The 13,923-nt window shown below is 62.5% G+C and carries 8 protein-coding genes; 7 read left to right on the top strand and 1 reads right to left on the bottom strand.

Annotation, left to right across the window (positions count from 1 at the left end; genetic code table 11):
• Nucleotides 1-182 precede the first annotated feature (182 nt).
• From AC1RT4_RS05370 to AC1RT4_RS05355, 4 genes are all read left to right on the top strand, one after another.
• On the top strand, nt 183-3,269 hold the full coding sequence (locus AC1RT4_RS05370) for an autotransporter domain-containing protein (protein WP_493084094.1): 3,087 nt from the start codon (nt 183-185) through the stop codon (nt 3,267-3,269).
• A 57-nt stretch (nt 3,270-3,326) separates the two neighbouring features.
• Nucleotides 3,327-5,015: a polyurethane esterase gene (locus tag AC1RT4_RS05365; RefSeq protein ID WP_493084092.1), complete on the top strand. Its 1,689-nt coding sequence runs from the start codon at nt 3,327-3,329 to the stop codon at nt 5,013-5,015.
• Between the two features lie 100 nt (nt 5,016-5,115).
• Nucleotides 5,116-6,969: a polyurethane esterase gene (locus AC1RT4_RS05360; protein ID WP_493084090.1), complete on the top strand. Its 1,854-nt coding sequence runs from the start codon at nt 5,116-5,118 to the stop codon at nt 6,967-6,969.
• A 157-nt stretch (nt 6,970-7,126) separates the two neighbouring features.
• Nucleotides 7,127-7,501 (top strand): hypothetical protein, encoded by a 375-nt coding sequence (locus tag AC1RT4_RS05355; protein ID WP_493084088.1) that lies wholly within the window; start codon nt 7,127-7,129, stop codon nt 7,499-7,501.
• A gap of 59 nt (nt 7,502-7,560) precedes the next feature.
• On the opposite strand, the gene AC1RT4_RS05350 is transcribed toward AC1RT4_RS05355, so the two are convergent.
• Nucleotides 7,561-7,785, bottom strand: a complete 225-nt coding sequence (locus AC1RT4_RS05350) for a YgdI/YgdR family lipoprotein (RefSeq protein WP_007951417.1) — start codon at nt 7,783-7,785, stop codon at nt 7,561-7,563.
• Nucleotides 7,786-7,980: 195 nt separating this feature from the next.
• Here AC1RT4_RS05350 and AC1RT4_RS05345 point away from each other — a divergent pair, with 195 nt between their 5' ends.
• The 3 genes from AC1RT4_RS05345 to AC1RT4_RS05335 are packed head-to-tail and all read left to right on the top strand — an operon-like array spanning nt 7,981 to nt 13,878.
• Nucleotides 7,981-9,633 carry a VRR-NUC domain-containing protein gene (locus AC1RT4_RS05345; protein WP_493084085.1) on the top strand — a complete coding sequence of 551 codons (1,653 nt, stop codon included), beginning with the start codon at nt 7,981-7,983 and terminating at the stop codon, nt 9,631-9,633.
• On the top strand, nt 9,630-11,948 hold the full coding sequence (locus AC1RT4_RS05340) for an ATP-dependent DNA helicase (RefSeq protein WP_493084083.1): 2,319 nt from the start codon (nt 9,630-9,632) through the stop codon (nt 11,946-11,948). Before AC1RT4_RS05345 ends, AC1RT4_RS05340 begins: the two co-directional genes overlap by 4 nt.
• Nucleotides 11,949-11,958: 10 nt before the next feature.
• Nucleotides 11,959-13,878 (top strand): hybrid sensor histidine kinase/response regulator, encoded by a 1,920-nt coding sequence (locus tag AC1RT4_RS05335; RefSeq protein ID WP_493084081.1) that lies wholly within the window; start codon nt 11,959-11,961, stop codon nt 13,876-13,878.
• Nucleotides 13,879-13,923: the final 45 nt, after the last annotated feature.

Below are 13,923 nucleotides of genomic sequence, written 5' to 3'. Positions count from 1 at the left end.
CAAGAGATGATCGTTCCCACGCTCCCGCGTGGGAATGCAGCCCGTGACGCTCCGCGTCACTGGACGCGGAGCGTCCCCAGAGGCATTCCCACGCAGAGCGTGGGAACGATCAACGGGGAAGGCGTGGGAACGATCACTTCAATAGACGGATTTTTCGCAACATCACTAAGGAAGGTCGCTGGATGAAAAACAACAACACCCCCGCGCAATCGGGTGGATGCTTTCGCCTGAAAACTCTCAACGTCGCCTTGCTCTGCGCGATGGCCACCTGGGGCAGCGCATACGCGGCGCCCTACGTCGAAAGCGGTCGGGCAGGGGATCCGGGCAGTTGGCGCAGCGCCGAATTCCAGGCCGACTGGGGCCTGGGCGCCATCGGCGCGGATCACGCCTACGCCGCCGGTTACACCGGTAAAGGCGTGAAACTGGGGATCTTCGACCAGCCGGTCTACGCCGCGCACCCGGAGTTTTCCGGCAGCAACAAGGTCATCACCCTGGTGACCTCGGGGATCCGCGAGTACACCGACCCGTACATCCCGGTCAAAGCCGGGGACGCGTTCCGTTATGACGGCTCGCCCTCGGTCGGCTCCGACGGCAAGCTCGGCGCCCACGGCACCCACGTCGGCGGTATCGCTGCCGGCAGCCGTGACGGTGGGCCGATGCACGGTGTGGCGTTCGGCGCGCAGATCATCAGCGCCGACAACGGCGACCCGGGCCCGGAAGACGGCATCGTGCGCGGCAACGACGGCGCGGTGTACAAGGCCGGTTGGGATGCGCTTATCGCCAGTGGCGCGCGGATCATCAACAACAGCTGGGGCATCGGCATCACTGACCGTTTCGACCTCGGCGGCCGTGACCCGGCGTACCCGCACTTCACCGTCAACGACGCGCAAGTGCAGTTCAACGAAATCCGCACACTGCTGGGCACCAAACCCGGCGGCGCCTACGACGGTGCAATCGCCGCCGCACGCAGCGGGATCGTGACGATCTTCGCGGCGGGCAACGACTACAACCTGAACAACCCGGACGCCATCGCCGGCCTCGGTTACTTCGTCCCGGACATCGCGCCGAACTGGATCACCGTCGCCGCCCTGCAAAAGAACCCGGATCTGGCCAGCGCCAATCCGTACATCATGAGTACGTTCTCTTCGCGCTGCGGCTACACCGCGAGTTTCTGCGTTTCGGCACCGGGTACGAAAATCTTCAGCTCGATCATCGAAGGCACCAACGCCGACAACCTGACCACCGGCTACAAAAACTACAACGGCACCTCGATGGCCGCGCCGCACGTGGCCGGTTCCATGGCGGTGCTGATGGAGCGCTTCCCGTACATGTCCGGCGATCAGGTCGCCAGCGTGTTGCGCACCACGGCCACCGACCTCGGCGCACCGGGCATCGACGCCCTGTACGGCTGGGGCATGATCAACCTGCGCAAGGGCATCGACGGCCCGGCGATGTTCGTCACCGAGCAGGACATCCCCGAAGAATTCCGCATTCAGGGCGCCTACGGTTCCGGCCAGTTCGTGGCCGATCTGCCGGGCATCGGCGCGATCATCGATGCGGGCAAACCCACCGAGCGCGTGTGCAACGACATCACCTGCGGGCTCGACACCTGGCGCAACAACATCTCCGGCCATGGTGGCTTGACCAAACAAGGCATCGGCACCCTGGTGCTGACCGGCAACAACACCTACAGCGGCCCGACTCTGGTCAATCAGGGGCGACTGGCAATCAATGGCTCGCTGCAGTCGGCGGTCACGGTCAATGACGGCGGCATCCTCGGCGGTAACGGCCGGATTGCGGCGCTGACTGCCAACAGCGGCGGCACCGTGGCGCCGGGCAATTCCATCGGCACCTTGAACGTGGCGGGTGACGTGACCTTCGCGCCGGGTTCGACCTATGCGGTGGAAGTGTCCCCGACCAGCAGCGACCGCATTGTCGCCGGCGGCAAAGCGGTGATCGAAGGCGCGACCGTAACCATGTCGCTGGAAAACAGCCCGACGCTGTTGACCACAAACGAAGTGAAAAGCCTGCTCGGCACCCAGTTCAACATCTTGCAGGCAGCGGGCGGCATTGAAGGGCAGTTCGGACAAGTGCTGCCCGACTACGCGTTCCTCGGCGGCACCCTGGCTTACACGGCAAACGGTGTGCAACTGGACGTTGGCCGCAATGGCGCCTCGTTCGCCAGCGTCGGCCTGACCCCGAACCAGCGTGCAGTCGGTGCTGCCGCCGAACGTCTCGGCGCCGGCAATGCGTTGTTCGAAACCCTGTTGCTGTCGCCGTCGGCGGCCGCTGCGCAGGATGCCTTCCAACAACTGTCCGGCGAGATTCACCCGGCCATCGGCACGCTGCTGATCAACGACAGCCGCTACCTGCGCGATGCCGTGGGCGAACGTCTGCGCGAACGTGATCTGTTCGATTCCGGCGCGCCGACCGATGACCGCAGCAATGCCTGGCTCAAAGTGCTGGGCGCCTGGGGCAAGAGCGATGGCGGGGCGAAATACGCCGATTCCACCAGTTCCATTGGCGGCCTGCTGGCCGGTGTCGACGGCTTGATCGCTGAAGATACCCGTCTGGGTTTCGTTACTGGTTATAGCGACAGCTCGTTGAGCATGGGCGAGGGTACACATTCGTCCGCCTCGGTCGATAGCTATCACTTGGGCGCGTACCTGGGGCATCAGATCGATGCGCTGCGTCTGACCGCCGGTGCGGCCTACAGCTGGCACCGCATCGACGTCAAACGCGACCTGCAGTTCGGTGGCGTCAGTGGCAAACAGAAAACCAAGCGCGATGCGACCACCGCGCAACTGTTCACCGAAGCGGCCTACGACCTGGGCCTGCAACCGATGAACCTTGAGCCGTTCGCCAATCTGGCCTACGTGCACCTCAACAGCGACAGCTTCACCGAGAAGGGTGATGCCGCCGCACTGAAGGGCGGCGAAGACAACCGCGATGTGGTGTTGTCGACCCTCGGTGTGCGGGCCAAACGCACGTTTGCCCTGTCGGAGAAACACCAGCTGGAACTGGGCGCAAGCCTGGGCTGGCAGCACAACTTGAGCAGCGTGGATTCCGACAGTCACTTGGCCTTCGTCAATGGCAACAGTGCGTTCACCGTGCAAAGTGTGTCGATGGATCGAGATGCAGCGGTGGTCGGCGTGCGCGCCGGGCTGGCGCTCAATCGCGATGTCCGGGTCAACCTGGACTACAACGGACTGATCGGCTCCAACGAAAAGGACCACGGTGTGGGCCTGACGCTGGACTGGCAGTTCTAAGGGGTAGCGGCAGTTCTTTCGAGAACTGCCGTTTTTGAAAGGAAGAGAGAGCACAACATGGGATTGTTCGATTACAAAAATGCCGACGGCAAAGCGCTGTATAGCGATGCCATCGCCCTGACGCTGTATGCCTACACGCCGACCGGGCAGGCTTTGCCCGGCACCGGCTGGAAGCCGATCGGCGCCACGGCGCTGGGCTATCAGGGCAAGGTCGGGGCGCAGGGCACGTTCTTCGGCGAGAAGGACGGCTTCACCAGCGCCGAAGCCGAAGTGCTCGGCAAGTACGACGCCGGGGGCAAGCTGATCGGCATCGGCGTGGCCTTTCGGGGCACCGGCGGGCTGGGTTACAGCGACACCTTCGGCGACATGAAAAACAATCTGCTGGCCGCCATCGGCCCGACGGATTACGCCACCCAGTACGCGAAAAACGCTTTCGACAACCTGCTCAAATCGGTGGCGGCTTTCGCCATCGCCCACGGCATCGCGGCCAAGGACGTGTTGATCAGCGGCCACAGCCTCGGCGGCCTCGGGGTCAACAGCGTGGCGGAGTTGAGCGCGAGCAACTGGGGCGGGTTCTTCAAGGACGCCAATTACATTTCGTTCGCCTCGCCGACCCAGAGCAGCACCGGCACCAACGTGCTGAACATCGGTTACGAGAACGACCCGGTGTTCCGCGTGCTCGACGGCACCACGTTCAGTACCGCGTCGATGGGCAAGCACGACAAGCCGCACGACTCGACCACCGACAACATCGTCAACTTCAACGACAACTACGCGTCCACCGCGCAGAACCTGGTGCCGTTCAGCATCGCCAATCCGCTGAACTGGTCGGCCCACAGCTCGCTGGGGTATGCCGACGGCCTGAATCGGGTGATCGCGTCGAAGTTCTACGGCCTGACGCACAAGGATTCGACGATCATCGTCTCCAACCTTGAGGAAGCGTCGCGGGGCAAGACCTGGGTCGAGGATCTGGGCCGCAGCGGCGAGCCGCACACCGGCAGCACGTTCATCATCGGCACCGACAGCGGGGACTGGCTCAAGGGCGGGGCGGGCAACGACTTCCTCGAAGGTCTGGGCGGCGATGACCGTTTCCGTGACGACGGCGGCTTCAACATCCTGCTTGGTGGCCAGGGCCACAACACCTTCGAGCTGCAAAAGCCGCTGCAGAACTTCAGCTTCGCCAACGACGGCGACGGCACGCTGTACGTGCGTGACGCCTACGGCGGCATCAGCATGACCCGCGACATCGGCGCACTGGTGAGCAAGGAGTCGGGTTCGTGGTGGGGCAGCAAGGAAATCACCTGGACCGTCACCGCCAAAGGCCTGGCCAACGGTGCCGAACTGACCCAGTACAACCACTCGCTCAGCGGCGGCGCCATGGGTGACACCCTCAAAGCCACCGCCGACGGCGACTGGCTGTTCGGCCTGGGCGGCAACGATCACCTGCAAAGCGACAAGGCCCACGTGACCTTCGTCGGCGGCGCCGGCAACGACGTGATGAGCGCGGTGGGTGGCAACAACACCTTCCTGTTCAGCGGCGCCTTCGGCTTCGACGCGATCAATGGCTACCAGGGCAGCGACAAACTGGTGTTCATGGGCGTCGAGGGCGCGGGTCAGGGCTACGACTACAAGCAACACGCATCGCAGTCCGGAAGCGATACCGTGCTGAAGATTGGCGACTTTGCCGTAACACTGGTCGGGGTGGGTGTGGCTAACCTGTCGGATTCGAGTTTCGTCTTCGCCTGACAAACGAAAGTTGTACTGAAATGCTCCGGGGCGCCTCGGGATGGGCGTTCTGGTTGTGAGCTATCTCTGAACAATTCCAACAAAGAGAGAGGCAACAGCAATGGGTGTGTATGACTACAAGAATTTCGGTACGGCGGATTCCAAGGCGCTGTTCAGCGACGCCATGGCCATTACGCTGTATTCCTACCACAACCTCGATAACGGCTTTGCCGTCGGTTATCAGCACAACGGCTTCGGCCTCGGTTTGCCGGCCACGCTGGTGACCGCGCTGATCGGCGGCACGGATTCCCAGGGGGTGATCCCCGGCATTCCGTGGAACCCCGATTCGGAAAAAGCCGCGCTCGACGCGGTGAAAAAAGCCGGCTGGACCCCGATCACCGCCTCGCAACTGGGTTACGAGGGCAAGACCGATGCCCGCGGCACCTTTTTCGGTGAAAAGGCCGGCTACACCAGCGCCCAGGTGGAAATCCTCGGCAAATACGACGCGCAGGGCCATCTGACGGAAATCGGCATCGCCTTTCGCGGCACCAGCGGCCCACGGGAAATCCTGATTGGCGACTCCATCGGTGACGTGATCAACGACTTGCTCGCCGCATTCGGGCCCAAGGATTACGCCAAGAACTACGTCGGCGAAGCCTTCGGCAACCTGATGAACGATGTGGTGGCGTTCGCCAAGGCCAACGGCCTGACCGGCAAGGACGTGCTGGTCAGCGGCCACAGCCTCGGCGGGCTGGCGGTCAACAGCATGGCGGACTTGAGCACCAGCAAATGGGGCGGGTTCTTCCAGGATTCCAACTACATCGCCTACGCCTCGCCGACCCAGAGCAGCACCGACAAGGTGCTCAACGTCGGCTACGAAAACGATCCGGTGTTCCGCGCCCTCGACGGTTCGACCTTCACCGGGGCCTCGCTCGGCGTGCACGACGCACCCAAGGAGTCGGCGACCGACAACATCGTCAGCTTCAACGACCACTACGCCTCGGCGGCGTGGAACGTGCTGCCGTTCTCGATCGTCAACATCCCGACCTGGATCTCGCACCTGCCGACCGCTTATGGCGACGGCATGAACCGGGTGATCGAGTCAAAGTTCTACGACCTGACCAGCAAGGACTCGACGATTATCGTCGCCAACCTGTCGGATCCGGCGCGGGCCAACACCTGGGTGCAGGACCTGAACCGCAATGCCGAAACCCACAAGGGCAGCACCTTCATCATCGGCAGCGACGCCAACGACCTGATCCAGGGCGGCAGCGGCAACGACTATCTGGAAGGCCGCGCCGGCAACGACACGTTCCGTGATGGCGGGGGCTACAACATCCTGCTCGGCGGCTCGGGCAACAACACCCTGGAGTTGCAGAAGTCGGTCAATACTTTCGACTTCGCCAACGACGGCGCCGGCAACCTGTACATCCGCGATGCCAACGGCGGGATCAGCATCACCCGTGACATCGGCAGCATCGTCACCAAGGAGCCGGGCTTTCTCTGGGGCCTGTTCAAGGACGACGTGACCCACAGCGTCACGGCGACCGGTCTTAAGGTCGGCAACAACGTCACTCAATACGAATCGAGCGTGAAGGGCACCGGCGGCGCCGACACCCTCAAGGCCAAGGCCAGCGGTGACTGGTTGTTCGGCCTGGACGGCAACGACCATCTGATCGGCGGGACGGGCAACGACGTCTTCGTCGGCGGCGCCGGCAATGATCTGATGGAGTCGGGCGGCGGGGCGGATACCTTCCTGTTCAGCGGCGCATTCGGCCAGGATCGCGTGGTGGGTTACACCGCCAACGACAAACTGGTGTTCCTCGGCGTGCAGGGCGTATTGCCCAACGAAGACTTCCGCGCCCATGCCACGGCGGTGGGGCAGGATACGGTGCTGAAGTTCGGCGCTGATTCGGTGACGCTGGTCGGGGTTGCGTTGAACAGCCTGAGTGCAGACGGGATCGTGATCGCCTGACGGCAAGGGTGGGGAGGGGCGCGCTCCTCCCCATATCAAAAGTGACTCACCAGCCATTCCCTGACTCCAATCCCTGCACCAACAGGAAATGCGGCCTAAAGCCATGACGGCAACGTTCGTCATGTAAGGGTCGCCAACGAGTACAGGAGATTCACACGTGAAAGGTTTCAAGAGGTTTATCGGGATTGCGGGACTGGCGCTGCTGTCGGCCAATGCCTGGGCCGATCTGCCTCACAGCTCGATTCTGAGTCGCTATGGCGTCACCACCGATGAACTGCCAAAGCCGGCTGAAAGTGATGGCGTCAAACCCGTCGAAGAAAAAAGCCGCTTTCATATTCAGCCCGAACAACCGTTCGTGACCGTTCGCATCGGCGAAGACAAAACGCCGGAGATGACGGGCAACCTGAGCATCGACCGCATGGCGCAGCAGGAGCGTCAGCGTTGCCAGCGCTTGCAGGAAGAACTGGTTCGCCGGGGCGAGCGGCCCTTCAGTTGCGACGACTCCCTCCCGGGCATGGCATTACCCCGCTGATCAATGCAAAAAAGGCTGCGCTCCTACAGGAACGCAGCCTTTTTTTGATGGGGTAACCGTCAGTCTTCCTTGCGCACCGTGGCCACTTCGTCGGCACGCACGCGGATCTTGGCACCGGAAATATCCTTGAACTCGTAGAAGCCGTCCTCGTTTTTGGTATCGGGCATGTCCTCGGTCAGGTACTGGGTGCCGTTCTGCAGGGTAACCACCGTCGGGGTCGAGCAACCGGCCAGAGTCAGCAGGGCTGCAACAGCCAACGGGATCCCGAGAGTCTTGATTTTCATAAGCAGCGTTCCTGTTCATTTCGACCATTGTCGGCCTCTAACGCGGTTGGTGCCATTACGCCGGGAAAAGTTCGATGGCCACCTGAAAAAATCCGCAATGAAGGTGCCACTGATCTTTTTCCGTTTGCGCCCGCCGGGGCAGGCTGGTATCTGTACGCATAACCAGTACTCGCTTGCCATGGCCCCGAAATTACCGTGACTGCCAATCCCCTCGACGATCCGTTCTATTACCTCAACAACTTCCGCCAGGTGCTTGATTGGCTTGAGCTTCGCTACGCCGATGTCATGAACGAAGCGGAGCACGCCTTCATCCGCGATTTCAAGGCACTGCCGCGCGGATCCCAGGGATTGCTGGTGCGGATGGTGATGCGCAAGGGCGTGCACTTTCGTGCCGGCAAGCTGAGTTATCCGGAAATCGGCGACATCGCCGAGGCGGCGCAACCGCTGCTGGAGCAGGGCTGGCTCGATGAACAGGCGCCGTTGTCGATGACAGAACTGTTCGAGGTGTTGCTCAAGGCCGAGATCCTGCAAGCCTTCGGCCCGGCCATCGATCAGCCTAAAGGCAAGAAAGTCGACTGGCTGCCGCTGCTGCACGAACAATTTCCCGAGCCCCGCAGTTTCCTGCAATGGTGCCCGACGCTGGCGGATCGGCTGTTCAGCCTGACATTGATGGACCTGTGCGACCGTTTTCGCCTGATGTTCTTCGGCAACCTCTATCAGGATTGGTCGGAGTTCGTGCTCGCCGACCTCGGCATCTTCACCTACGAAAAAGTCGAATTCAGCGCTGACTCAAGGGGCTTGCGCAGTCGTGCCGACGTCGATGCCTGCCTGTTTTTGCACGACTGTCAGCTGTATTTCGAAGCCGGCGAGCCGCTGGAGCCGATCGTCGAACAGGTCGCGGCGCTGCATTTCGACAACCCTTGGCTGCAACGGCGGCGCGCCAAGCTGTTGTTCCAGATCGGCCAATACTGCGAGCGCCTCGGCGAATTCGCCCTGGCGCTGAAGATCTATCGCGACTGCGCCTATCCCGGCGCCCGATTGCGGATGATCCGCGTGCTGGAGCGCAGCACCGAATATGCGCTGGCCCTGGAACTGGCGGTCACTGCCGAGCAGGCGCCGGAAACCGCCACCGAACAGCAGGGCCTGCAACGGGTGTTGCCACGCTTGCGGCGCAAGCTTGGCGGGCCCCCGATCAAACGCACGGCGCCCGGCCTGGTGGAGCGGCTGGATCTGCACCTGCCGCGTCTCGATCCGGCGTTGTCGGTGGAATATCACGTTCAGGCGCACCTGCACGAAGAAGCAGGCCCGGTGCATTACGTGGAAAACAGCCTGATCAATTCATTGTTCGGCCTGCTGTGCTGGCCGGCGATCTTCGCGCCGTTGCCGGGCGCGTTCTTTCACCCGTTCCAGCGCGGGCCGGTGGATCTGCTCAACGAGGACTTCCAGCCCCGTCGCGCCGAGCTGTTTCAGGCCTGTCTGGCCGAACTCGACGATGGCCGCTATGCCGACACTATCCGCGCGCGGTTCGCCGGTAAATGGGGCGTGCAGTCGCCGTTCGTGTTCTGGGGCGCACTCAATGAAGAACTGCTGGAGCAGGCCTTGGCCTGTCTGCCGGCCGAACACCTCAAGCACTGGTTCAGCCGTCTGCTGCTGGACATCAAGGCCAATCGCGCTGGCATGCCCGACCTGATCCAGTTCTGGCCGCAGCACAAGACCTACCGGATGATCGAAGTCAAAGGCCCGGGCGATCGCTTGCAGGACAACCAATTGCGCTGGCTGGAGTTCTGCCACACGCACCGGATGCCGGTCGCCGTGTGTTACGTGCAATGGGCGGAGCAGGGCGCTTGAGCTACAGCATTGCGGTGCGGGCGCTGTGCGAGTTCACCGCGAAAACCGGTGACCTCGACTTGCGCTTCACCCCGTCACCGACCGCGCTGGAGGGGATTGCCGGGCATCGCACCGTGGCGTCCCGGCGCTACGACGCGTACCAGAGCGAAGTGGCACTGGAGGGCGCATTCGGGCCATTAAAGGTCAAGGGCCGGGCGGACGGCTACAACCCGACGCAGAACTGCCTGGAAGAAGTCAAAACCTATCGCGGTGACCTGAACAAGCAACCGGCCAATCACCGTTCGCTGCATTGGGCCCAGGCGAAAATCTACGGCTGGTTGATGTGCTGTCGATTGCAGCTTGAGCAGATCAATCTGGCGCTGGTGTACTTCGACATCGTCACGGAAAAGGAAACCTGTCTGGTCGAAGCGTTCAGCGCCGATGCGCTGCGGCAGTTTTTCGAACAACAGTGCGGTTTGTTCCTGGCGTGGGCCGAACAGGAAATGGCCCACCGCGACGCGCGCAACCGGGCGGCGCAGCAGCTGGGTTTTCCCCATGCCGCGTTTCGCCCCGGCCAGCGTCACCTCGCCGAATCGGTGTTCAAGGCCGTCAGCACCGGCCGTTGCCTGATGGCCCAGGCCCCGACCGGGATCGGCAAGACCCTCGGCACCCTGTTTCCGATGCTCAAGGCGTTGGCGCCGCAGCAGCTGGACAAGGTCTACTTCCTCACCGCCAAGACCCCCGGACGAAAACTGGCGCTGGACGCGGCGCAAGTGCTGTTCGATCACAGCGAAACCTTGCCCCTGCGGGTGCTGGAAATGGTCGCCCGGGACAAGGCCTGCGAACACCCGGACAAGGCTTGCCACGGCGAATCCTGCCCGTTGGCCCAAGGCTTTTACGACCGCTTGCCCGCTGCCCGCGAAGCCGCCAGCCAATTGCGTCTGCTGGATCAGGCCGCACTGCGAGACGTCGCGGCGCAGCACGCGGTGTGCCCGTACTACCTGAGCCAGGAAATGGCCCGCTGGGCCGATGTGGTGGTGGCGGACTACAACTATTACTTCGATTTCAGCGCGATGCTGTTCGGTCTGGCCCAGTTCAATCAATGGAACGTCGCGGTGCTGGTGGACGAGTCGCATAACCTGGTCGAGCGCGGGCGGCAGATGTACAGCGCCACCCTCGATCAGGCGACACTGGGCAGCGTGCGCAAAACCGCCCCCGAGGCCTTGAAGAAGTCGTTGCAACGGGTCAACCGCGAATGGAACGCCCTGCACAATGACCAGTTGGCGCCGTATCAGGCCTACGACAAGGCGCCGGAAAAACTGTTGCAGGCGCTCTCTTCCTGCACGGCGAGCATCGGCGACTACCTCAACGATCACCCGCAAGGGCTCGACAGCGCGTTGCAGAACTTCTATTTCGAGATGCTGCAGTTCGGCCGGGTGGCGGAACTGTTCGACGCGCATTACCTGTTCGACATCAGCAAGCGTGACCTCGAGCGCAAACGCCCGCTATCGCAACTGTGCCTGCGCAACGTGGTGCCGGCGGCGTTCATCGGCACGCGCCTGACGGCGGCGCGCAGCAGCGTGCTGTTTTCCGCGACGCTGAGCCCGCGCCACTATTACGCGGATTTGCTTGGCACCCCGGCCGACACGGTCTGGATCGATGTCGAGTCGCCGTTCAGCGCCGAACAATTGCAGGTGCAGATCGTCAGCCGGATTTCCACCCGTTTCACGCACCGTCAGGCGTCGCTGGAGCCGATTGTCGAGCTGATCGCCCGCCAGTTCAGCGAACGTCCGGGCAACTACCTGGCGTTCTTCAGCAGTTTCGATTACCTGCAACAGGTCGCGCAGCTGCTCGCCGAGCGGCACCCGCATATCACCCGCTGGCAGCAATCCCGAGGCATGACCGAAGGAGCGCGTCAGGAATTTCTCGATCAATTCACCGCCGACAGCCAGGGTGTCGGTTTTGCCGTGCTCGGCGGTGCGTTCGGCGAAGGCATCGACCTGCCCGGCGCACGGCTGATCGGCGCGTTTATCGCCACCCTCGGGCTGGCTCAACTCAACCCGGTCAATGAACAGATGAAGCGGCGCATGGCCGCGATCTTCGGTGCCGGTTACGACTACACCTACCTGTTCCCCGGCGTGCAGAAAGTGGTGCAGGCCGCCGGACGGGTGATCCGCACCCAGCAGGATCGCGGCGTGGTGATGCTGATCGATGATCGCTTTGCCGAAAGCCGCATCCGGCAATTGCTGCCGCGCTGGTGGCACCTCGATCTCGCAGAAGCACCTTTCCAATCCGCCGGTTTGACGCATACTCCAGTCATTGAAAACCTGCTTTGAGCCAAGCCTGATGAGCGAGAACAAGAAGTCCGCTGCGATCGAAGAGATGCGCTTTCGTTTGCTGATCGATGCGGTGGTCGATTATGCGATCTACATGATCGACCCCGAGGGCATCATCACCAGCTGGAACTCCGGCGCCAAACGCTTCAAGGGTTACGAAGAAGCCGAAATCCTCGGCGAACACTTTTCCCGGTTCTACACCGATGAGGACCGTGCCAACGGTTTGCCGCAGCGGGCACTCGACACGGCGATCCGCGAAGGGCGCTTCGAGGGTGAAGGCTGGCGGGTACGCAAGGACGGCACGCATTTCTGGTGCCACGTGGTGATCGATCCGATTTTCAGTCCGAGCGGGCAACTGCTCGGATTCGCCAAGATCACCCGCGACCTGACCGATCGCAAGATGGCCGAAGAAACCCTCAAGCAGAGCGAACAGCAGTTTCGCCTGCTGGTGCAGGGCGTCACCGACTATGCGATCTACATGCTCAGCCCCGAAGGCCGGGTGACCAACTGGAACCCAGGCGCGCAGCGGATCAAGGGCTACAAGCCGGATGAGGTCATCGGCAAGCATTTCTCGATGTTCTACACCCCGGAAGACCGTGAGGCCGGTGAACCCCAGCGTGCCCTGGAAACCGCGGTGCGCGAGGGCCGTTTCGAGAACAAGAGCTGGCGCCTGCGCAAGGACGGCACGCGGTTTCTGGCGCATGTGGTGGTCGATGCGATTCGCGGCGACACCGGCACCTTGCTCGGTTTTGCCAAGATCACCCGAGATGTGACCGAGGCTACCCAGGCGCAACAGGCCCTGGAGAAAACCCGTGAAGCGCTGTTCCAGGCGCAGAAAATGCAGGCTATCGGCCAACTCAGCGGCGGTATCGCCCATGACTTCAACAATCTGCTGACGGTGATCCTCGGTAACCTGGAAATCGTGCGCAAGCGCCTGGGCGATGACCCGAAAGTCAGCCGACTGCTGGAGAACGCCACGCAGGGCGCATTGCGCGGCGTGTCGCTGACCCAACGCATGCTGGCCTTCGCCCGGCGTCAGGAGCTCAAGACCGAACCGATCGAAATCCCGAAACTGGTGCAGGGCATCACCGGGCTGTTGCGCAGCTCACTGGGGCCGGGGATCCGCATCGAAACGCAGTTTCCCGAAGACCTGCAAGCGGTGCTGGCCGACAGCAACCAGCTCGAACTGGCGGTACTCAATCTGGCGACCAACGCCCGCGACGCCATGCCCGAGGGCGGCAGCGTCACCATCAGTGCCGAACCCGAAGTGGTGCTTGAACAGCACGATTCGACGATGGCGGCAGGACGCTATGTCTGTCTGCGGGTGACCGATACCGGTGAGGGCATGGATGCTGAAACGCTGGCGTCGGCGACCGATCCGTTTTTCACCACCAAAGGCTTGGGCAAGGGCACCGGGCTGGGGTTGTCGATGGTCCATGGCTTCATCGAGCAACTGGGTGGCCGCTTCATTTTGAAAAGCACCCAGGGGCAGGGCACCACCGCTGAACTGTGGTTGCCGGTGGCCATCGACGGTGTTGTCGCCAAACCGCTTGGCCCGATGGTGTCCACCGATACGGTGCCGCGCCTCAGCGTGCTGGTGGTGGACGACGACAGTCTGGTGCGCACCAGCACGGTCCTGCTGCTGGAAGACCTCGGCCATCGGGTGATCAGCGCCAGTTCCGGCGCCAAGGCATTGGAGCTGTTCGATCAGGGCGAGGTCATCGACCTGATGATCACCGACATGGCCATGCCGCAGATGAGCGGCGCGCAACTGGCTCACGCCGTGCGCCTGCTCAAGCCGGACCTGCCGATCATCCTCGCCACCGGTTATGCCGAACGCCTCGAAGGCTTTGCAGCGGGGTTGCCGCGACTGTCGAAACCGTTCAATCAGCTGAATCTGGTGGAGATCATTGCCCAGTCGATGAAGTGAACCGGGGGGCACAATCGGGCTGAACTTGTCCGGGGCGTGGTGCCT

It is taken from the genome of Pseudomonas sp. GW821-FHT11D10 (assembly GCF_058808435.1).
This window is presented reverse-complemented; position numbering and strand designations above follow the sequence as displayed.

What these genes read in the sequence shown, in the direction of transcription:
- AC1RT4_RS05350 (WP_007951417.1), bottom strand. Translation starts at nt 7,785, where the DNA reads ATGAAAATCAAGACTCTCGGGATCCCGTTGGCTGTTGCAGCCCTGCTG.
- AC1RT4_RS05370 (WP_493084094.1), top strand. Translation starts at nt 183, where the DNA reads ATGAAAAACAACAACACCCCCGCGCAATCGGGTGGATGCTTTCGCCTG.
- AC1RT4_RS05335 (WP_493084081.1), top strand. Translation starts at nt 11,959, where the DNA reads ATGAGCGAGAACAAGAAGTCCGCTGCGATCGAAGAGATGCGCTTTCGT.
- AC1RT4_RS05365 (WP_493084092.1), top strand. Translation starts at nt 3,327, where the DNA reads ATGGGATTGTTCGATTACAAAAATGCCGACGGCAAAGCGCTGTATAGC.
- AC1RT4_RS05360 (WP_493084090.1), top strand. Translation starts at nt 5,116, where the DNA reads ATGGGTGTGTATGACTACAAGAATTTCGGTACGGCGGATTCCAAGGCG.